23 protein-coding genes and 1 pseudogene are annotated in these 19979 nt (G+C 68.1%); 8 read left to right on the forward strand and 16 right to left on the reverse strand.

Annotated elements, in window-relative coordinates; all coding sequences use genetic code 11:
• Entirely contained in the window at positions 1 to 594 is a 594-nt protein-coding gene (locus tag HII36_RS23085; protein ID WP_173525313.1) for a dihydrofolate reductase family protein, read from the reverse strand.
• Positions 595 to 685: 91 nt separating this feature from the next.
• Between HII36_RS23085 and HII36_RS23090 the strand changes: the two genes are divergently transcribed.
• The gene (locus HII36_RS23090; protein ID WP_173525314.1) at positions 686 to 1150 is read left to right on the forward strand and encodes a winged helix-turn-helix transcriptional regulator; all 465 of its coding nucleotides are present in this window, start codon (positions 686 to 688) and stop codon (positions 1148 to 1150) included.
• 31 nt (positions 1151 to 1181) lie between these two features.
• The gene (locus tag HII36_RS23095) at positions 1182 to 1355 is read left to right on the forward strand and encodes a hypothetical protein (RefSeq protein WP_173525315.1); all 174 of its coding nucleotides are present in this window, start codon (positions 1182 to 1184) and stop codon (positions 1353 to 1355) included.
• 112 nt (positions 1356 to 1467) lie between these two features.
• Here the strand turns inward: HII36_RS23095 and HII36_RS23100 are convergent, their stop codons facing one another.
• Complete coding sequence (locus HII36_RS23100) at positions 1468 to 1806, reverse strand: VOC family protein (protein ID WP_173525316.1); 339 nt, start codon at positions 1804 to 1806, stop codon at positions 1468 to 1470.
• Positions 1807 to 2422: 616 nt separating this feature from the next.
• Here HII36_RS23100 and HII36_RS23105 point away from each other — a divergent pair.
• Genes HII36_RS23105 through HII36_RS23115 form a run of 3 tightly spaced genes read left to right on the forward strand, consistent with a single transcriptional unit; the run spans position 2423 to position 3455 of the window.
• On the forward strand, positions 2423 to 3028 hold the full coding sequence (locus HII36_RS23105) for a hypothetical protein (RefSeq protein WP_173525317.1): 606 nt from the start codon (positions 2423 to 2425) through the stop codon (positions 3026 to 3028).
• 57 nt (positions 3029 to 3085) lie between these two features.
• Positions 3086 to 3256, forward strand: a complete 171-nt coding sequence (locus HII36_RS23110) for a hypothetical protein (protein WP_173525318.1) — start codon at positions 3086 to 3088, stop codon at positions 3254 to 3256.
• A 4-nt stretch (positions 3257 to 3260) separates the two neighbouring features.
• Positions 3261 to 3455, forward strand: coding sequence for a hypothetical protein (locus HII36_RS23115; RefSeq protein WP_173525319.1), 195 nt, complete (start codon positions 3261 to 3263; stop codon positions 3453 to 3455).
• A 125-nt stretch (positions 3456 to 3580) separates the two neighbouring features.
• On the opposite strand, the gene HII36_RS23120 is transcribed toward HII36_RS23115, so the two are convergent.
• Together HII36_RS23120 and HII36_RS23125 are read right to left on the reverse strand one after the other, a co-directional pair.
• Positions 3581 to 3817, reverse strand: a complete 237-nt coding sequence (locus tag HII36_RS23120) for a hypothetical protein (RefSeq protein ID WP_173525320.1) — start codon at positions 3815 to 3817, stop codon at positions 3581 to 3583.
• 47 nt (positions 3818 to 3864) lie between these two features.
• Positions 3865 to 4215, reverse strand: a complete 351-nt coding sequence (locus HII36_RS23125) for a hypothetical protein (RefSeq protein ID WP_173525321.1) — start codon at positions 4213 to 4215, stop codon at positions 3865 to 3867.
• A 409-nt stretch (positions 4216 to 4624) separates the two neighbouring features.
• Here HII36_RS23125 and HII36_RS23130 point away from each other — a divergent pair, with 409 nt between their 5' ends.
• Positions 4625 to 5026, forward strand: coding sequence for a hypothetical protein (locus HII36_RS23130; RefSeq protein WP_173525322.1), 402 nt, complete (start codon positions 4625 to 4627; stop codon positions 5024 to 5026).
• Between the two features lie 370 nt (positions 5027 to 5396).
• On the opposite strand, the gene HII36_RS23135 is transcribed toward HII36_RS23130, so the two are convergent.
• The 3 genes from HII36_RS23135 to HII36_RS23145 all read right to left on the reverse strand — a co-directional run bounded on the left by HII36_RS23135 (position 5397) and on the right by HII36_RS23145 (position 7226).
• Positions 5397 to 5534, reverse strand: a complete 138-nt coding sequence (locus tag HII36_RS23135; RefSeq protein ID WP_173525323.1) for a hypothetical protein — start codon at positions 5532 to 5534, stop codon at positions 5397 to 5399.
• Between the two features lie 109 nt (positions 5535 to 5643).
• Positions 5644 to 6252: a hypothetical protein gene (locus HII36_RS23140; protein ID WP_173525324.1), complete on the reverse strand. Its 609-nt coding sequence runs from the start codon at positions 6250 to 6252 to the stop codon at positions 5644 to 5646.
• A 449-nt stretch (positions 6253 to 6701) separates the two neighbouring features.
• Positions 6702 to 7226, reverse strand: coding sequence for a hypothetical protein (locus HII36_RS23145; protein ID WP_173525325.1), 525 nt, complete (start codon positions 7224 to 7226; stop codon positions 6702 to 6704).
• A 413-nt stretch (positions 7227 to 7639) separates the two neighbouring features.
• Between HII36_RS23145 and HII36_RS23150 the strand changes: the two genes are divergently transcribed.
• Complete coding sequence (locus tag HII36_RS23150; RefSeq protein WP_173525326.1) at positions 7640 to 7966, forward strand: hypothetical protein; 327 nt, start codon at positions 7640 to 7642, stop codon at positions 7964 to 7966.
• Between the two features lie 227 nt (positions 7967 to 8193).
• Here the strand turns inward: HII36_RS23150 and HII36_RS23155 are convergent.
• The 6 genes and pseudogenes from HII36_RS23155 to HII36_RS23180 form a co-directional block, all read right to left on the reverse strand.
• Positions 8194 to 9131: pseudogene (locus HII36_RS23155) on the reverse strand (IS5 family transposase).
• 1009 nt (positions 9132 to 10140) lie between these two features.
• The gene (locus HII36_RS23160; protein WP_173525327.1) at positions 10141 to 10479 is read right to left on the reverse strand and encodes a hypothetical protein; all 339 of its coding nucleotides are present in this window, start codon (positions 10477 to 10479) and stop codon (positions 10141 to 10143) included.
• A 285-nt stretch (positions 10480 to 10764) separates the two neighbouring features.
• Positions 10765 to 11289 (reverse strand): hypothetical protein, encoded by a 525-nt coding sequence (locus HII36_RS23165; protein ID WP_173525328.1) that lies wholly within the window; start codon positions 11287 to 11289, stop codon positions 10765 to 10767.
• A 458-nt stretch (positions 11290 to 11747) separates the two neighbouring features.
• The gene (locus tag HII36_RS23170; protein ID WP_173525329.1) at positions 11748 to 12092 is read right to left on the reverse strand and encodes a hypothetical protein; all 345 of its coding nucleotides are present in this window, start codon (positions 12090 to 12092) and stop codon (positions 11748 to 11750) included.
• Between the two features lie 4 nt (positions 12093 to 12096).
• The gene (locus tag HII36_RS23175; RefSeq protein ID WP_173525330.1) at positions 12097 to 12294 is read right to left on the reverse strand and encodes a hypothetical protein; all 198 of its coding nucleotides are present in this window, start codon (positions 12292 to 12294) and stop codon (positions 12097 to 12099) included.
• The gene (locus tag HII36_RS23180) at positions 12291 to 15524 is read right to left on the reverse strand and encodes an efflux RND transporter permease subunit (RefSeq protein WP_173525331.1); all 3234 of its coding nucleotides are present in this window, start codon (positions 15522 to 15524) and stop codon (positions 12291 to 12293) included. The genes HII36_RS23175 and HII36_RS23180 overlap by 4 nt, the downstream gene beginning before the upstream one ends.
• A gap of 99 nt (positions 15525 to 15623) precedes the next feature.
• On the opposite strand from HII36_RS23180, the gene HII36_RS23185 reads away from it, so the two are divergent.
• Positions 15624 to 16076: a MarR family winged helix-turn-helix transcriptional regulator gene (locus HII36_RS23185; RefSeq protein ID WP_328807833.1), complete on the forward strand. Its 453-nt coding sequence runs from the start codon at positions 15624 to 15626 to the stop codon at positions 16074 to 16076.
• A gap of 22 nt (positions 16077 to 16098) precedes the next feature.
• Here the strand turns inward: HII36_RS23185 and HII36_RS23190 are convergent, their stop codons facing one another.
• From HII36_RS23190 to HII36_RS23200, 3 genes are all read right to left on the reverse strand, one after another.
• Positions 16099 to 18327, reverse strand: coding sequence for a HelD family protein (locus HII36_RS23190; RefSeq protein ID WP_236003782.1), 2229 nt, complete (start codon positions 18325 to 18327; stop codon positions 16099 to 16101).
• 179 nt (positions 18328 to 18506) lie between these two features.
• A complete protein-coding gene (locus HII36_RS23195; protein WP_328807834.1) occupies positions 18507 to 18977 on the reverse strand; it encodes an NUDIX hydrolase in 471 nt (156 codons plus the stop codon).
• A 57-nt stretch (positions 18978 to 19034) separates the two neighbouring features.
• Positions 19035 to 19979 (reverse strand): lanthionine synthetase LanC family protein (locus HII36_RS23200; protein ID WP_328807835.1); only part of this gene is annotated, 945 nt, incomplete at its 5' end.

A 19979-nucleotide genomic window follows, 5' to 3' on the forward strand; every position in this document is an offset into this window, starting at 1 on the left:
TCAGCGCTCGACCGCGTAGTGAAGGTGGGTGACGCCCGGCGCGGCGACGGCCTCGACCAGTCGCAGCCGTACGTGCCCGGGCAGCGCGTGGAAGAAGGGCCGGCCGCCGCCGAGCAGGATCGGCACCCGGTGGAGCACCACCTCGTCGACGAGCCCGGCCCGCAGCGCCTCGGTCACGACCTCGCCGCCCATGAGGCCGACGTCCTTGCCGCCGGCGGCTTGGCGGGCCGCGGCGACCGCGTCCTCGATGCCGGTGGTGATGAGGGTCTGCCGTCCGGTCATCTCCGGTGCCGCCCGATGGCTGAGGACGAACAGCGCCGCCGCCGGGTGGGGGCTGCCGCCGCCGAAGTGGTCGGAGTCCTCGTAGGTATTGCGCCCGGCGACGATCGCGCCGACGCGCGCGGCCAGGGTGTCGAAGAGGCGGGCGCTGGGCTCGCTCATCCGGAACCCGTCGAACACCCGGCTGGGTGTGTCGCCGTGGAAGTACCAGTCGAACAGCCTCGCCGCGTCGCCCAGCCCGCGCCCGGCGCCCGCGTCACGCCCGGTGATGTAGCCGTCGACGGACACCGCATGAGCACTGATGACCTTGCTCATCGCTTCGACTCCCCTTCGGGTTCCTTCAAGAGACTCTATGACCATAACACTCGGAGTTCCTTCAGGGAACCCCAATTGCTAGACTGGGCCCATGCAACGCACTCGGTTCGGGGAGATGGCCTGCTCCATCGCGCGTACCCTCGACGTGATCGGCGAACCCTGGTCGCCACTGATCCTGCGTGACGTATGGGTGGGCATGAACCGGTTCGACCAGCTCCAGGCCGACCTCGGGATCTCACGCAAGGTGCTGACCGAACGGCTCAACCACCTCGTCGAGCAGGGCGTGCTCGAGCGCCGCCCCTACGACAACCGCCCGCGCCACGAATACCACCTGACCCCCAAGGGCGCCGAGCTGATCGACCTGCTCATGGTCATGACCCGCTGGGGCGACAAGTGGCTCGCCGGCCAGGCCGGGCCGCCGGTGCTCTACCGTCATCACGCGTGCGGCCAGATCAGCCACGTCGACCTGCGCTGCGCCCACTGCGGCGAGCCGATGCACGCCGCCGACATCGACCCGATCGCGGGCCCCGGAGCCGATCCCGTGGGTTCCAACTGATCCGCAAGACCCCCGGCCTACAGTCCACGCCATGAACATGACGAAGATCAGACGCCCCGCCGCGCTGCTGACCTTGCTGGCCGGGCTGGCCATTCCCGCCCTGGCCGTCGGCGACTACGAGGGCAGCGGCGAGTTCGAAACCCAGGTCAAGGTCAGGGCGCTCGGCGCGGAGTACGACGTCAGCAACGTCCCCTTCGCCGTATAACCGGCCCGGCCTGGCCTGACCGGCCTGACCTGACCGGCGGCAGAGGCTCATGCGCGACCCCCTGCCGCCCGTCCCAGGTCAGGGCCCGTCCCAGGTCAGGGCCTGTCCGGGGTCAGGAGGCGGGCGCCTGCGCCAGCGACAGGCTGTTCCCGTCCGGGTCACGCACCTCCACGTGCCGCACGCCGTTGCCGTAGGTCTCCACCGGCTCGTGCGCGACGCCGTGCGCGGCCAGCCGCGCCAGAATGCCGTCCAGGCCGTCCACGCCGAGCGTGATCATGGCCTGGCCCGTCCGCGCGGCATGCCGATCGTCGACGACGACCCAGGCGTTCTCACCGACCTGCCACAGGTACTCTTCGCCGATGACCTCGTCCGCCGGCCGCCCGAAGAACACCTCGAACCACTTCCGCGCGGCCACCCGGTCGCGCACGCACACCACGCTGTACAAATCCATCGGCCCTCATTCCCTCTCATCCTGCACGGGTGAGACCAGCGCCGCGCCGGAAACTCATCGGCACCGCGTTTCAGGTCAGCCCGCGGGCGTCAGGACCCTGTCCTCCTGCTTGGGTTCGGCGGGCTTGAGGCGGCAGCCGCTCCTTGGTCCGCTCCACCATCGTGTACAGCGTCGGAACGCAAACCCTTGCCGCTTACGCAATAGAGACGAGCTACGGACGCTGAAACGCTTATGGAGACCGCGCTCTCCGCCACCGGCAACCAGCGCGGCCAAGGCCACGCACGCAGCGATGCCGCGATCGAAGCCTCCTGGCGAGAACGCGCTCTCAACGCTGAAGAGGCTCTCCGCGCTGCCGATCGCGAGATCGACACCCAACGAGAGCGGATCGCCTGCTCCTCGGTCAGATCCGCGACCTCGAAGCCGATTACACCGAACAAACCGCCCAGCGCATCGCCACGCAGAACACCGACCTCAAACGACAGGTCAGCGACCTCTCCCAGACCAACCGGAACCTAGAAGAGAAGCTCGCCGCTTCGCGCTCCAACAACCGCTTCCTCGACAAACGCATCGCAGATCTTGAAGCCCAACTGCTCGAGGACTCGGCTACGATCCCCGAGTGATCAGTACCGCGGGTTCTGAACTCGGCAAACGCGCAGCCCACCGACTGGCTCAGACCGGACTCTGGCAGATCGAGCCCGGACTGACCGACACGGAATTGGCCCGCATCGAGCACGAGTACGGCTTCGAATTCTCCGACGACCACCGAGCGTTCCTCGCTGCAGGACTGCCAACCGGCTCCCCTCCGCACGAGCCCGGTGTGTCCCGGAGCGCAACACCCTGGCCCGACTGGCGCAATGGTGACCCCGAAGAACTGCGGCATAGGCTCAATGGGCCGGTGGATGGGGTCCTCTGGGACGTTGAGCACGGCTACTGGCACCGCACCTGGGGCGAACGGCCAAACGACCAAGCCGAAGCGATGAGCACCGCCGGCCGGGAGCTCGCCGAAGTCCCACGCATGATCCCCATCTTCAGCCACCGATACTTGCCAGCAGGACGAGGAACCTTCGGACACCCGGTTTTGTCGATGGTCCAGACAGACATCATCTACTACGGCACCGACCTCGCCGACTACATCCACAAGGAATTCGGCGACGCCAGCTACAGCATCGACCCGCACTGGGCTCCGCCGACCGTTGCCCCCTTTTGGCGAGACTTCCTCTGACGCAGGCCAGCGCCCGCACTGGCAGACTCTCACGCACGCAACACACATGTTCGCGACATGAACTGGCAGCTCAACATATGGATGCACCTGGAGCCGATCGGTAAAACCGACAACGTCAACCAGGCCAAGGGCGATCAGGACCCGGCCATGTGGCAGCCGCCGCGCACGCGGAACGGCATATGTGCTGATGCTCATGTTGCTAGCGGTTCCGCCAGTCTAAGAAAATGATCTCGTGACCACCCGAGCCGAAGCCCTCACCGCCGCCGGCCACATCCTCGCCGAAGCGCGGGCCCGCCGGGACGCTCTCTCCCCCGAAGACGCCGCCCGCGCCGCCCGCATGCTGGGCGGCGCATCGGTCGAGGACCTTACCGCAACGATCCGTGAGCACTGCTGCGTCGCAGTTGAGGCTGTTCAGATAGGCGTCTGAGCTAGGCTTCAAACCACCAGTCGCCTTTACAACGTAGATTCAGACGCCGGACGTTCTTGGCGGTGGAGCGGGAGCGCGGCTGCGTCCAGGCGCACGTCTTGGATGACGGAGATGCTCGGGAGGTATCAGCGGTGCTGAAACGATGAAGGCGGTACGCAGGAAACGGGCTGATCAAACACAGTGTGAAAGCGCAAGATTCGTGTCCGGCTGCTAAACGTACGACCGCTCCTCGCGATGTCCGCAAGTTCATCCGGCAACAACGGAGCGGCATCAGCATCGTTCCACCACCAGCGTCTGTCGAGCTGGTTGTAGACGCGGGCCCGCGCGAGGTGCAAATTTTCGCTGCTGTCGGATTTGGTCACCCCAGAGATTCTCTTGAGATGATATGTAGCCTGGCTGCATGCTGGCGCTAGAAATCCCACAACCTCCTTGGAGACATTCGATCCTGCTGGTGCAGAGTCGCCCCCGGTTCCGATTCGGCAGGTAGCCATTCTATGGTCAGATCGATTTCGACGCCGGTCCAGGTACTGTTGCGGTTACTGACGACAATCGGTTCACCGAAGATAAGCGCGGTTGCCAACTCTCCGCCGAACTGTGGGGTCACGGTTACGCGCTGAGCAAAGGCGCGCTGGCCAGCCAGGTCGGCTGCTGCTCGTAGTTGTTGGCCTTCGGCTTGTTGCTGCGCACTGATCTTCAAAACATCGGCCCGCTGCTGTTCGCCGAGCTTGAGAGCGTTCATGGAAATGATGAGTGCAGGCACCGCCGCGAGGCTGCCGATGATGCCGGCGCTGGCAACCCAGAGCTGGAGGGATGTGAGCTTGCGGAGGCGCCGACGTGGCCGGAGCCGGGTGGTGGAGCGGATGGGGAAGCGGGGTGCGGCGCGTAGGAGCGGCGACCGCCGCGGGGTTTCCGTCCCATGACCCATTGTGCCGCTGGGCCGCTTGTGATCGCGCAGCGCGCTGGCACCCCAGCCCGCACGAAGTAAGCCGCGGTCACCCGCGCGTGCGCGAGCCGTGTCGAACGGGCCGTCTATACACCCCCTCTCGGTGAAGACCAAAGCGCCGACGGGCGAGCCACCGATTGTCTGAAGTGGGGAAGGGGGCTGCCAGACAACCGTCCGGGGCCCAAGACTGTGGGAAGTCCACTCGGTACATCAGGAAGGATCCACGATGACCTTGACCAAGCCTTTCCGTCGCGCGTTCATCACCCTCGCGGTGGGAGCACTCGCGCTAACGGTCGCACCGGGCGTCGCATCGGCCGGAGACTACGATCTGCTCAGATGCAAATCCGGGATGGTCTGCCTCTACAAGGGCAGCCTGGCGGACCGCGACTTGATCGATTCGTCCTACGGCAAACTGAATGTCAACGGGTTGTCAGCGAACACGCGTTACTACATCGTCAACAACGGAACCGAGTCCCCCGGACAAGACCACTATCGTTTCCAATATGCGGGGTCCGACAAGTGCCTGCACTTCAACGTAGGGAAGACGCTTCAGTCGGGGGCATGGATAGAGTTGCTCGCGCCCAACTATCAAATCCTGGTTGATCAGCGATGGGGTGGCGAATGCTAGATTTGCCGGTGCGTCGGCGCGTTTAGGAGCGCTGACGCAAGGCAATCGCACCGCGCCGTTTTTCAGGCGGCGCGGCTGCGGTGGCCACTCGCGGCGGCCAAACGGCCTGATCGTCGGACGATATGACCACAATGCTGCAGATGCCCGGGCGCGGATGTTCCAGTGGCCGCGTTGCCACCCGCGGTGCGGGAGAATGTCGCCCGCCGGGATCCGCCGCGTGTGCGGGATGAGGTCGCCTGGCGGCGGGCGTTTCTCGGCCGATACAAGCTGGCCGTCCGCCCGCGGGACGAGACCGCTGGCCGCCGCCTGGATCGCGGCGACCTGATGAGGCGGGAGCGGGCACACGACGAGGTGGTAGCGATGGAGCCGCTCATGCGGGAGATGGCGACTCCGTCTGCGGGACGTCATCCCCTGCCGCATACCTGCCCAGGAACGCCTGGACCTCCTTCTCGGCGAGCGGCGCGCCCTTCTCCTGGCCGGGCTGAGGCTGCACGGTTTCGTCGGGCACTGCGCACTCCCGGATCATGGTGAGGGGTCCGGCCCCGATGCTAGCGAAGGAGTCTGGGCGACGCGTTCCCAACGCGAGCTTCACCAGTCAGCCGTTGGGCGACGCCCGTCTACCGATGTCGCGTGGCGTTGTCGATCGGCTCATCACCATCAGGTGACTCTTCCGCTGGATCCGGAGCCTGCTGAAGCTGCGATTCCAGACGGAATGGCCGCCCGAAGTCGATCTCTGGCGCTTGCGTAACCGATCGTGTGCTCACGACGAACGCTTCGCCGTAGAGCGACTTGTACCGGATCCTAATGTCCAGGCGATCTTCAATTAGTTCCCGGTAGGCGACATGTTCTGCCGGAGTGTAGTTGTCCAGCCCGATCAGGAAAGCCTTGTCTCCGATGGGAATGCTCGTCCCCTCCACCAGAGTATGGGCGCGAGGGCGTGGGGTGAATCCTGTGCGGACCAGCCGCGAGGTCCCCTTCGTCCACGGGCCAATGTACTGACCGTCCAGCCAGACCTCGGTGCTGGTGACCACTGCGGGGCCCAGCCCTACATTCCAAATCTTCAGGCCCGCTTCACGTCCGGGAACGAACGCAACCCATATCTGGAGTAGCGGGCGAAGGGCGTATCGATTATGACGCTGGCTGGATCTCACTTGATAGATCGAGACAGCCAAGGAAATGACAGCGATGACAGTGGCGCATATCGCGGTCACGGTGTCAGCACTCATGCCACTCCCGGCCAGATGCTGTATCCCCCTCAACGTACGACCTGCTCGACGGCGGAGCAACTGCGTGGCCGTCGGAAGCACAAACGATGCTGCGCAGGCACATCTCGGGCGCGGCCCCTTCACACCACGTCCGAGATGTCAGCTCGTTACGGCTTGCGCGCGGCGACGGCCGCCTCAGGTCAGCGCCGGGCTTTAATACGCCGACCCGGGCGGCCGGGACGGCGATCGGCTCCCGCCGCTGGGGTTGTGGGCTTGGCGGGCCTGGCGCAGCTTCAGCGTGAAGGAGCCGAAGCCGGTGATTCCGCACCTTGCGGCCAGCGGCGGCCTGCTCGGTGATGATGTCGACGACTACGGCGACGGCCGCGATCAGTTTCGGTATTGTTCATCGGCTTGTCCGTGGCCATGGTTTCCCTTCGGTGGAGAACGGTCGCTAGCGGTCAAGCCAGCGATCAATGCCAGACCTCGTGCCAGCGGTCGACGTGGTCGAGCGCGGCGCAGTGCCGGGCGGGTACAAGGACGATGGGGTGGCCGAGGTGGCCGGCTCCCATCGCGACGCGGACGAGTGCGGCGGCCTTGCCTGCGGTCAGGCCGCGCTCTTGGTCGTAGCGCTGGGCGAGTGCGGCGAGAACGCCACGCTCGTACACCTCAGGTCCGCATGCGCGGTCGATGCCGGATGCGTAGGTGAATGCGGTGTCGTCGGTGACCGCGATGGGCCGCATGTCACCGATGAGGTCCTTGACGATGTGCCACCACAGGTCGGTCGCGTCCCATGCCGTGGCCGCCGCCTGTTCGGCAGGCTTGTTGACGACGACGAGGACTGGGTTGTACTGGCCGATGGTGAACTGAATGTCGCGGGCCACCCAGGATTGGCGGCCGGCCAGCTTCTCGCTGATGGGCACGTCGAACAGGCCCTGCAACTGGAGCACCCGCGCGCTCCGCTTGATGGGAGACGACAACATGATCTCAGCACGCACTATGGCCCCCCGAACGAATGATGTGGCGCCTTATACGGCCTTGCGGTGGTGGCCAGATCGAGCGGCTGACGTCGGGAGAAGGATCCCTAGCATTCCCAAGTATCCATGAGCTGATAAATGGAACAAAAGCGACCGAGCATGTCCATGCCTTACCAGCAACCGAGGCTAGGACCTGGGCATTTAGACCACAACAAAAGGTTCTAGACTCAGGATGGCCATCCGCTGATACTCGAATCACCGCCCCGGTCAAGCGGGCGCGAAGCATAGTCACGAAGGCCGCTTTTATTGATGGCGGACGTCACGCCACACTGTCCGGTCTGTTCTGCCTGCAGTCAGGGCATGCGGCGGCTTGGGCCGGAGACTGACTGCCAGCAGGCTATGCGTCACGAGTGGCTGCCACAGGGAGGTATCACGTGAACGCTATCCGGCGGACGCTGACGACTTTGGTGGCTGCGGCTATCGCCTCAGCGGGCGTCAGTGTCGTAGCCACGCCTGCTCAAGCCATCCCAGCTAACTGCTCAAGTTGGAAGGTCAACACAACCACCACAGCCGCCTACTGCTACGAGAACGTGGCGAACGCAGCAGCGACCGTCTTCTTCATGGCCATCGCGGACTGTGATTCCGATCTGAACGGTCTTCCGGACTACCAAGCGCTCGGAAATCAGGAAATCGACCAGGTCTCCTACGCCTATTGCGCTCAAGGGGACCGCGCCATCCGCGCAGGCGTATGGCAGTGGTAAGACTAGTGCTCTAGACGCATGGAAGTGCCTAACATGAGCTCGCGGACTTGCCATCCCTCGTCCGCCAGGCGCTCGAGTAGCCAGGTCTGCTCTTCTTCGTTGTCGCACGTGATGATGATGCTCCACACCTCGGGACGGGCGTCTTCGACGGCGTTGCCCGGCTCGGGCAGTTCCTCGATGGGATCTGGCTGGTGGTCGTCGACTGCGGCTAAGGACTGTTTCTTAGATCAGGTGCGAAGCCAGATGATCAGAGCGGCCAGGGTGATGGTGCCGAGGAAGATGTAGGCGCGTTTGTCGTAGCGGGTGGCCACGGCGCGAAAGTTCTTCAGCCTGTTGATCGCTCGTTCGACGACGTTCCTGCCCTTGTAGCGCTCGGCGTCGACGCCGGTGGGCCGGCCCCCGGCCGAGCCACGCCGACGGCGGTTGGCGCGCTGGTCGCGAGGTTCGGGGATCGTGTGGCGGATCTTGCGGCGGCGCAGGTGGACGCGGGAGGAGTAGCCCCTGTCCACGCTCAGATGGTCCGGTCGGCTGCGCGGGCGGCCAGGTCCCGGCCGTGGGATCCGGATGGCCTGGAGCACGCTGCGGAACTGGGGGCTGTCGCCGTACTGGCCTGGAGTCAAGAGCAGGGACAGGGCCCGGCAGCGGCCGTCCGCCGCCAAGTGGATCTTGGTGGTGAAGCCGCCGCGGGAGCGGCCTAGGCATTCCCCGGTTCGACCACCTCCGCCAGCCGGGCGGCCAGGCCGGCCAGCACCGGATCGCCCCGGTTTGTCCCGGCGGCCTCCCCTTTGTGCAGCCCCGGCACGCAAGCCGGTGCGGGAGGTGGGGCGTGAGGCGCGCCGGCGGCGTGCTGGTGGGCCCGTACGGTGGTGGAATTCACGGCGATGTTCCAGTCCAGGCGGCCCTCGGCGTCTTGCCCGGCCTGGATCGCGGTCAGCAGCCGCTGCCAGGTGCCGTCAGCCGACCAGCGGTGGTGCCGTTTGTAGACCGTGATCCAGGATCCGAAGCGTTCGGGCAGGTCGCGCCTGGGCAGCCCAGTCTTGGCCCGGTACAACACGCCGTTGATCGTCTGCCGGTGGTCGTTCTGTCGCCCGCCACGAAGGCCGCCCTCGGGCAGGAGCGGCCTCAGCCGTTCCCACTCGGCGTTCGTTAAGTCACCACGGCCCATGCGCTCATGGTGACAGCCTCGCCACAAACGGTCGCCAGATCTAAGAAACAGTTCTTAGGCCGGTTCGCCTCCATTGATGATCCGACTCATCCGTTCCGCCGCGATGAGCGCCCGCGTTGAAATGCTCGAACGAGTGCTCCCCCAATCGATGTCACGAGCTCTACCGTGATCGACGGAACCCAGGACACTTCAACACCGGCAGCCCGGCCTAGACGAAGGTGGCGCGGCACCAAGCGGGTTGGAGCCGATATCTCAATCGCGCCCCCACCTGTAACGGGAATAACAGCTACCAAGCGCTGGCCGCTGACGCGCCGTATCCCCTTGGGAATTCCCATGATCGTGCCGACGACGTCCACCGCCGACGGTATACCCGTGTGCACTAGCTCAATCGCCAACCCCTGCCTCGGATCCAAATAGCGAAACCCTATGATCGCCTCACGAGCTTTGGACTCGCGGTCCCAAGAAACATCCGCACCATTCGTTACTGCAGTCTGGGTCAGGAGGGAGACGTCAAGTATCCGGTCCGTATCGGGCACGCGAATCCTCAGCGGATCCTCTGCCACCACATGATCCCCTCTCACAGTTCCCCTCCCCTCACGCCAAAGCCAGAGAAGCGTCTGGGTGACTTGCTGCACCGGATCCTCATCGAAAAGGATCTTCACTCGCTCATGACTGGGCCTAGTGACAATAGTCGTGCCGGTGACCTGGACACATAGCCGCGGCCCCCGAGAGAACCACCAAGCGGCCAACAGGCCGGTCACACCGAAGATCACTCCTAGGGTGATACCGATGAGAGCGAGTAGATTCGGCATATCCATAAGGGCAGTATGGCGACGTCACAACGCCTCCGCTTTGTGATCCGTGCAGTTGCGCGTTGCAGATGGCTTACGGTCCGGAATCAGAAGCGACTAGGCCAGTCCGTCTCTTATCGACTGAGCTTGTTCCGCTTTGACGGACACCGTCAAAGCGGAACAAGCTCAGCTGGGTTGCCGCGCGGCTTCGGTCGGCGCTAGGCGCTGACCACGCTCGCGGTCGCGAACCAAGCAGCGCGTTCGGCGACTTCGGCCAGCGCGTCGGCGACGCTCACCAGGTCGCGCAACTCCGCGTTGGCGGCCCACTGGACGAACTCGCCAAACAGTGCGCACGCCTGCACGGCGACCGTGCGCGCGGCGGCGTCGGTGATGCGGAACGCGGCGTTGTGGGCCGCCTGCTCGCCCTGGCGTTCGACCGTCCATACGTCGGCGTACTTGAAGACCTTGACGGTGGGCACGGCGATACCCACGGCGCGGAAGGTCACCGCGTAAGCGGTCAGGGCGGCGGTGGCGATCTCTCGTTCGGGGCACTTCATGGTTGGCCCTCTGGGGGGCGGCGTGCCCGCTGGCAGGGCCAGCGGGCACGGGTGGGCTAGTTGGTGGCGGGGTGTCGGCACACTCTCGGAGGACTCCGAGCAGGCTGCGCACCTTGGCACGCGCGGCGGCTCGCAACGGTGCGCCGTGCGCGGCAGCGGCACGTTGTTCGGCGACGTTGGCGAGGTCGTGCATGGCCAGGTGGGCGGCTTCCAGAGCGCACCAGTGCAGTGCGGGCATCGTGTCGGACTCGCGGTTGATGACCGCGCACCCCTGCTCGGGCAGGATCAGGCGGGCGCATGCGCCGGGGTGACCGCGACCAGGGGCACGGCGTCAGTTACGCGGACGTGAGCCGCGATCAGCGCGTAGAGCGGAAAGGCGCTCATGATCAGGTCGTCGGTGAACGTGTGGTCGTTCATGGCTGGCTGCCTTCGGGTGGTGCTGTCCAGGCGGGTAGGTCCTGCGGGCAGCAGGGGCCGGGTGATCAGTCGCGGACGGGGATGTCCGGGAGGGTGTTCGCCTGGTGGGCGGCGTGGCTCATGACCTTTTTCGGCGAGACTGGCCGCGTGCGCGCCCTCGATCATGAACGCGTGGTCAAGTAGCGCCCACACCGTGACTTGGAGAACTCTGAGGTTGGCCATCTCGTCGCGGCCGACCTGGGCGAGCACTTCGGCGTAGACGTGCCACGCGCTGACGCCGACCGTGCGGGCGAGGGCGTCGGGCAGGTTGATCATGCTGGCGTAGATCTTGCGCCGGGCCTTACGGGGGACGTTGCTGTCCAGACAAGGGGCGAGACGCTCAACGACCAGCACGGACGCGCACGAACCCGGCGACAGACCCACGGCCACTCGCGCTCTCTAGCATTTGCGCTAGTGACCATGCGGCGGACGATATCGCGTGAGCTTTCCAGCGCCAGCGCCTTCCCGAACCAGCTGACCCTCCGCCGACAGCGTCGCCAGCGCCCGCCCCGACGTGGGTAGCGACGTCCGCACCACCAGCCCTACCTCGCGCACCCTAAGGCCCGCCCCGCTTGCGCGGCCACGACCCGGATGATCTCGTCCTTGACCCGCTCCAGCTCGATCTGCCCGCCGAGGGGCACACCGGCCCGCTTCACCAGTCGGCACCGGGTGGCGGTCCCGGACCACCAACCCTTCGGCAACACCTTGCGCTGGCAGCGAGACGACCTCCGGCAGCCGCAATCGGGGTCGTGGATCCGCAGGAGCCCCGAAGCGAAGCCTTGATCCATGACCTGGCGGACGGTTTCGGTGCTTCACGGCAGGCCGCCCTCGGTGGTGTGCCCGTACCGGCTGAGTCGCCGGGCCAGCACGTAGGTCTCGTAGCAGTCGGCGAACGCCTCTGCCGCGCCGGACTCGACATCAGGCTCGTAGCGTTCCTCGCCGCCGGAAGGAGCGCGCAGCGTCCGTTTCGGATCCAGCGGATGAGGTTGCCGTCCCCGCCGCACGTACCCGAAATACGGGGCCCATCGGCGGCAGCCCTCGGGCCAACCGGTCTGGTACGCCTCGGCCCACTGTTCTCCAGCCCGGTCGCTCTCGAAGGCGGCCGGCTCCATCAGCCTGCCGCGCGCCAGTTTGCCGACCGCCGTGCTTGCATCCACCCCTTCAGCCGGAACGCGAGTACTTCCAGACGAGGATCGCCCTGGCCGTACCGGACTCGACCCGGGCAATGGCCTCCATGGTGGTCCGATGGAAGCCGCGCCCGGACACGTCCAGGTCTTCCGTCCAGCCGCCGTCAGGCCGACGGCCCGGCGGGATGGGGTAACCCCGCCGGGCCGTCGGGACCCATGGTCCGCCGATCACCCGGCGGGCGTCAGGACCTTGTCCTCCTGCTTGGGTTCGGCGGGCTTGCGGCGCAGCCGCTCCTTGGTCCGCTCCACCATCGTGTACAGCGTCGGAACCAGCACCAGCGTCAGCAGCGTCGAGGAGATCAGGCCGCCGATCACCACGATCGCCAGCGGCTGCGAGATGAAGCCGCCCGAGCCCGTCACGCCCATCGCCATCGGCGTCAGTGCGCAGATCGTGGCCACCGCGGTCATCAGGATCGGGCGCAGCCGCCGCCGGCCGCCCTCGATCACCGCCTCGACGATGCCCATCCCCTGGTCCCGGTACTGGTTGATCAGGTCGATCAGCACGATCGCGTTCGTCACCACGATGCCGATCAGCATCAGCATGCCGATCAGCGCCGGCACGCCCATCGCCGTGTCGGTGGCCACCAGCAGGCCCACCGCGCCGGTGGCCGCGAACGGGATCGACACCAGCAGGATCAGCGGCTGGATGAAGCTGCGGAACGTGGCCACCATGATCATGAACACGATCGCGATCGCCGCCAGCATCGCCAGGCCCAGGTCCGCGAACGCCTCCTCCTGCTCGGCCGAGGCGCCGCCGATCGTGTACGTCGCGCCCGAGGCCAGCGTCAGCGACTTCAGCTTGGTGTTCAGCGCCTGCGTGACACTGCCCAGGTCGCTGTCGGACGCCTTGGCCGACACCGTCGCAGAACGCTCACCGTCGATCCTGGTGACCTGCGTCGGGCCCTCGACCCGCTCGACCGACGCCACCGACGACAGCTTCACCAGCCCGGCCGGGGTGGCCAGCTTCAGCTTCTCGATCGCCTCGATGTCCTCCGGCGCGTCGCCGCCGCGCAGCACCAGGTCGCTCGCGCGGCCGTCCAGCGTGATCTGGCCCAGCGGCGCGCCGCGGAAGGCCTGCGCGACCGCCTGGCCGACCTGCGCCTCCGACAGGCCCTTGGCCGCCGCCTTCTCCCGGTCGACCTCGACCTGCACCCGCGGCGCGCTCGCCTCCAGGTTCGAGGCCACGTCGCGCAGCCCGGGCACCTCGCCCATCGCGCTCTTGACCGTGTCGGCGGCCGTGCGCAGCGCCGCCGCGTCGGGGGCCTGCACGATCACGTCGATCGAGTCGGAGGCGAAACCGCCACCGCCGGCGCCGCCGACCGTCACCTCGCCGATCCCGGACAGGTCCGCCAGCTTGTCGCGCAGCGCCTGCTCCACCTTCGGCGTCTCGACGCCGTCGGCCACCGTGATCGAGTACGACGCCCGGTCCGCGCCGCCGCCGACCGCGCCGCCGCTCATGGCGTTGCCGCCGCCCACGTTCACCTGGTACGTCTCGACGCCCTCCACCGACGTCAGCGCCTGCTCCACCTTCTTGGCCGCGGCGTCGGTGGTGGCCAGGTCGGTGCCCACCGGCATCTTCTGGCTCACCGAGATCGTGTTCTGGCCGGAGGAGTCCAGGAAGTTGGTCTGCAGGCTGCCGGCCAGGCCCATCGTCCCGATGAACACCGCGATGCCGATCAGCACCGTCACCAGCTTGAACCGGGTGGCGAAGCGCAGCACCGGCAGGTAGGCGCGCTGCAGCGGCGAGCGCAGTTCCTTGGCCTCGGCGGCCTCGCGCTGCGCCCGCGCCTGCTCCGGCGTGAGCCGCGGCGCCTTCAGGAACCAGTACGCCAGCACCGGCACCACCGTCAGCGACACCACCAGCGAGGCCAGCAGCGCCACCGCCACGGTGATCGCGAACGGCGAGAACAGCTCGCCCACCATGCCGCCCACCACCGCGATCGGCGCGAACACCGCCACCGTGGTCAGCGTCGAGGCGGTCACCGCGCCCGACACCTCGCGCACCGCGGTCAAGATCGCCTGGAGTTTCGCCTCCCCGTAGCCGAGATGGCGTTTGATGTTCTCCAGCACCACGATCGAGTCGTCGACCACCCGGCCGACGGCGATGGTCAGCGCGCCCAGGGTCAGCATGTTCAGCGAGTAGTCGCCGGCCCACAACACGATCAGCGCGATCACCACCGACAGCGGGATCGACACCGCCGTCACCACCGTCGAGCGCACCGACAGCAGGAACACCAGGATGACCAGCACCGCGAACGCCAGGCCCAGCAGGCCCTCGGTGGTCAGGTTCTCGATCGACTCCTCGACGTACGGCGCCTGGTCGAACACCACCGACACCGCCGTGTCGGAGGAGTCGCCCAGCGCCTTGGTCAGCTCGGGCAGCTTCTCGCGCACCGCGTGGGAGATGGTCACCGCGTTGCCGTCGGGCGTCATCGTCACCGAAACGCCCAGGCTCGTCCTGCCGTCGGTACGCGTGATCGTCGCCGGGTCGGCCAGGCCGCGGGTGATCTCCGCGACGTCGCCCAGCTTGACCGGCTTGAGCGGCTTGGGCGTCACCGGCTGCTGCGGAACCCGCGCCTGACCCGGCTGAGCCTGGCCCACCTGAGGACGCCCCTGAGTCTGAGTCTGAGGCTGCGGACGCGCCTGCGGCTGCGCGACCTGCGGCTGCGTCGGCGTCAGGTACAGGTCCTTCAGCTTGTCGATCGAGTCGACCCTGGCCCCCACCTGCACGGTCAGCGCCCGCCCGTCGGCGGTCAGGGTGCCCGCCGGGATCGGCGTGCCGTTGGCGCGCAGCACCTCGGGGATCTGCGCCGGCGACACCCCGGCCTTGGCCATCTTCTTGGCGTCCGGCTCGATCGTGACGACCTCGTCGCGCGTGCCGGTGACCGCCACCTCGCGCACGCCCTCGATGCCCTGCAACTCCGGCAGCATGATGCGGCGCAGCTTGTCGGCCATCGCCCGCTCGTCACCGCCGTCGCCCACCGCCAGCACCAGCACCGGGATGTCGTCGGTGTTACCGGCCACCACCTGCGGATCGACCCCGTCGGGCAACGACGCGCGGCTGATCGCCTGCTGCATCTTGTTCAGCGACGCCTCGATGTCCGTGCCGTACTCGAAGGCCACCTGGATCTGTGCCAGGCCCTCCCTGGACGTGGACGTCACCTTCTCCATGCCGGCGATACCCTGGAAGGAGTCCTCGATCGGCTTGGTGACCTGATCCTCCACGATCTCCGGCGAAGCGCCGGGGAACGGCGCCACCACGAACGCGCCGGGGAACGCCAGTGACGGCAGCAACTGCTGCTTCAACTGCGGGATCGTGAACGCGCCGAACGCGCTGAGCACGACCGCGATCAAAATCACCAAGCTCCGGTTGACCAGGCTCAACCGTGCGAATGCGGTCATGAGGCTCACCTCCAAGAGTTCGCCCCAGACTAACACTTCGCCTTGTGCGAATATTTAGGAGGAGTTGGCTTTCCTGATAACCTTCTCAGGAAGCGAGAGGTGAGCGTGAACGACGAACGCGACGAGCTGATCCGCCGGATCACCGAAACTCAGACGAGCCTGGGCCGGCTGTTCGCCCAGCACCAATCCCCGCTGTTCACCTCGAACCTCACCATGCGCCAGCTCAAGGTCGTCATGCTGCTGTCGATCAACGGCTCGGCCTCCGGCCAGGACCTCGCCCACGACCTCGGCGTCGGCCTGGCCACCGTCACCGGCATCGTCGACCGCCTCGTCGCGCACGGGTTCGTCAGCAGGCACGAGGACCCGCACGACCGCCGCGTCCGCCGCGTGGAGCTCACCGGCGAGGGCGCCCGGCTCATCGAGGAGATCAACAACGCCGGGCTGGAACACTACCGGCACATCATGTCCCACCTCGACACGAGCACGCTGCGCGCCCTCGACCGCGTCACCCGGGAGATCCGCACCGTCGCCGACAAACTCTACAAACGGTGACCCCGGCCACCTGATCCGGGGGTCACGCCAGCCGCGCCAACACCTCGGGCAGCTCCCCCTGGTGGGCCACCGTCAGACGGCGGGTGGCCCGGGTGATGGCCACGTACAGGTCGCGGCCGCCCATCGGCGACTGACGCAGGATCCCGGCCGGGTCCACCACCACGACGGCGTCGAACTCCAGACCCTTGGCCTGCCCCACGGTCAGCACCGCCACCGGCGCGTCCAGGCCGCCGTCCGGGAACAGGCTCGACACCTCCGCCAGCCGGTCGTCGGGCACGACCACGCCCAGCACGCCCTCGCCGATCTCGGCCAGCTCCGCCGAGACCAGCGCGGGCAGCCCCGACACCGGCACGCCGACCGCGCGCGGCGGCCACTCGCCCTCGCGCACCGACTCGGGCAGCTCCTGGCCGGGGTCGAACGAGCGCAGCACGTCCGCCGCGACCCGCATGATCTGCGCGGGCGTGCGGTAGTTGACCAGCAGCCGCTCCTCGCGCCAGCGCCCCTCCAGGTACGGGTCGAGCACCGACGCCCACGACCGCGCGCCGGCCGCCGAACCGGTCTGGGCGATGTCGCCCACCACCGTCAGCGACTTGGCCGGCACCCGCCGCATGATCATCCGCCAGGCCATCGCCGACAGCTCCTGCGCCTCGTCCACGATCACGTGCCCGTAGGCCCAGGTGCGGTCGGCCGCCGCCCGGTCGGCCGTGGTCAGGCCCAGGCCGTCGTCGGCGTGCCGGTCGGCCAGCACGTCGGCGCGGTCGAAGACGCCCTCCTCCAGCAGGCCGGTGGTCTGCAGCACCTCCGCGGCGTACAGCTCCTGCTCGCGGCGTTCGGCCAGCGAGCGCCTGGCCGCGACGCGGGCCGCCGAGTCGTCCTCGCCGAGCAGCTCGGCCGCCTCGTCCAGCAGCGGGACGTCGTCGACCGTCCAGCCGGCGCCGGGCTCGCGCACCAGCTCCTGCCAGTCCAGGCCGGGCGGCGCCACCGACCAGAGCACGTCCGGGTCGCACAGCAGCTCGCCGATCAGGTGCTGCGCGGTCAGCTCCGGCCACAGCCCGTCGACCGCGCGGCGCACCGGATCCAGCGTCCACAGCCGGTCGGCGGCCAGGCGCAGGTCCACCTCGTCCAGGTCGCCGGCCAGGTCCAGCGGCTCGACGGCCTCCGGGTCGAGCGCCGCCAGCTCGCGCAGCGTCTCCTCGTCCAGGCGCACCGACTCCTCCAGCGCCCGCGCCTCGGCCCTGGCCAGCTCCTTCAGCAGCTCGGTGACGAACAGCTTGCGCGCCATGTTGTGCGGCAGCCGCACCGCGCGCGCCCGCTCGCGCAGCCGCGCGCACGTGGCGCGCGGCACCCGCAGCACCAGCCCGTCGAGCTCCACCTCCAGGTCGCCGCGCGGCACCCGCTGCCGCTCGGCGACCGCCCCGGCCACCACCTCGGCCATCCGGACGTCGCCCTTGACCACCGCCACCCGCGGCCGATCGGCCGCCGTCGCCCGCACGCCGGGGAACAGCTCACCCACCGTGGACATCACCACCTGCGTCTCGCCCAGCGCGGGCAGGACCTGGCTGATGTAGCGCAGGAACATCGGGTTCGGGCCGACCACCAGCACGCCGCGCCGCTCCAGCGTGTCGCGGTGGGTGTAGAGCAGGTACGCCGCCCGGTGCAACGCCGCCACCGTCTTGCCCGTGCCGGGACCGCCCTGCACGACCAGCGCGCCCTGCCAGGAGGCGCGGATCACCCGGTCCTGCTCGATCTGGATGGTGGCCACCACGTCGCCCATCCGCCCGGTGCGGCCCCGGCGCAGCGCGGCCAGCAGCGCCGCCTCACCCACCAGCGTGCGGCGCTCGCCGTCGCTCATGCCCTCCAGGTCGAAGACCTCGTCGTCGATGCCGGCCACGGTGCGGTCCTTCAGGTGCAGATGCCTGCGCCGCACCAGGCCGCCCGGGTCGGTGGCGGTGGCCACGTAGAACGGCCGCGCCGCCGGCGCCCGCCAGTCGATCATGACGGACTCGTGGTCGTCGTCACGCAGCCCGATCCTGCCGATGTACGTGCTGCGGCCGGCCGCGTCGTCGATGCGGCCGAAGCACAGGCCGCGCTCGACCGCGTTCAGCTGGGCCAGGCGCAGCGACTGCGCGGCGGCCATCGCCTCGCGTTCCACCATCGCCTGGCGGGTGCCGCCCGCGCCCACTCCCCGGTAGACCTCGTGCAGCGACCGCCGGGCCCGCTCGCGCGCGGCGTCGAGCCGGGCGTAGAGCATGGACACGGCACGCTGCTCGACGTCAAGGGCTTCCGCAAGACCATCTTGACGATTAGCCATTCCCTGATATACTCCTAACAGGAGAGTTGTGAAGCTGTGGCTAAATGCATGGAGCTGAACAGCTTAGACCCTTCTTCTGCGTACGAGCAAACGTGCAGGTCAGCCGTGTTTACTCCGGCTCACTTCGGCAATCTTCCGTGCGGCGGGCGTACGCGCAGCAGTTCCAGGCCGATGCCCACCAGGTCGGCTTGATCCAGCCCGGGCAGGTCGGCGAGATCCAGCCAGGCGGCCCGATCGGTGCTGCCGCCCACCTCGTCACGCAGCGTGCCGCCCACGACGGCGGCCGCGTAGAAGATCCGCAGCCCGTGGAAGTCCGCCTCCCGCCCAGCGCCCCGGTCGTAGCGGCGCCGGACCGTGTCCACGCCCAGCAGGCTCTCGACCGTCACGATCAGGCCGGTCTCCTCCGCCACCTCGCGGACGACCGCGTCCACCGGATCCTCGCCGTGATCGATGCCGCCACCGGGCAGCGTCCACCACCGCCGCCCGTCGGGCGCCACCCACCGGGCCAGCAGGATCCTCTCCTGGTCGACGCAGAGGGCGTAAGCGCCGGCCCTGAACTCCCTGACGATCCGCGGAGCGCTCGACGCCACGGGGGATCCCTTCCTCAGGTGTCGTCTCACCCGAGATCCTAGAGCCCGCGCCGACGGCTAATCCGAGCCGCGCAGCACCTTGCGCGGCACCGGGATCGCCGGGAACGGGTTGTCGGGCAGCAGGATCACCCGGCCGGCCCGTTCGCCGCGCGTCGCCGCGTCCAGGTGCAGCAGCGCCGCCCCGATCCCGGCCGCGCCCACCATGTAACCGGTGTCGGCGCTCACCTCACCCGGCCGCAGCCGCCGGTAGGCCTGATACCACCGATACCCACGCCCGTCATGCCCGTCGGCCCGGCCGATCAGCTGCCCGGCCAGGGTCTGGGCGAACGTCAGATACGTCCGCCGGCCCGTCGCCGCCCACAACCCCACGAACAGCTCCACCAGCCCGGCCGTGCCGCAACACTGGCAGGCCGCGTCCCAGAAACCGGGAGTGCGGCGGAACGGGACACCGCTGGTGACGATCCCGTTGGCCAGCCGCTCGGCCCACTCCAGGTCGTCGGGGTCGCCGGTCACCCGGTGCAGCTCGTAGAACATCCGCGCCACCCCGGCCGAGCCCGAGCAGAAACCCAGGTAGTGCAGGTCGCGGCCGTTCGGCAGGTGGTGCGGCACCAGCGCGCACCTGTCCGTCACCATGCTCACCGTGCGGACGAACCCGGCGCCCCGGCGGGCGGCCCGCAGGAACCGCCCGTCGCCGGTGACGCCGTAGAGCCTGGCCAGCAGGTACGCCGTACCGGCCGTCCCGCACAGGAAGCCCGGCGTGACCGCGTCCACGGGCAGCCCGGCGTCGATGGAGCGTTCCGCGATCTCGCCGAACTCCGCGAGGTCGGCGAAGGACAGGTCGCCGAACTGGTGGCCGGGCACGGCCAGGGAGGCGATCCGCAGCCCCGCGGCGACCGCCACCTCCTCCACCGCCGGCGCCCCCAGCATGCGCGCCACGTGCGACAACCCCAGCACCACCCCGCCGTCTCCGCGCTGCGCCGGCTCGCGCGACCAGCCCGGCCC

Source organism: Nonomuraea antri, assembly GCF_013283785.1.
In the GTDB taxonomy this organism is placed as follows: Bacteria; Actinomycetota; Actinomycetes; order Streptosporangiales; family Streptosporangiaceae; genus Nonomuraea; species Nonomuraea antri.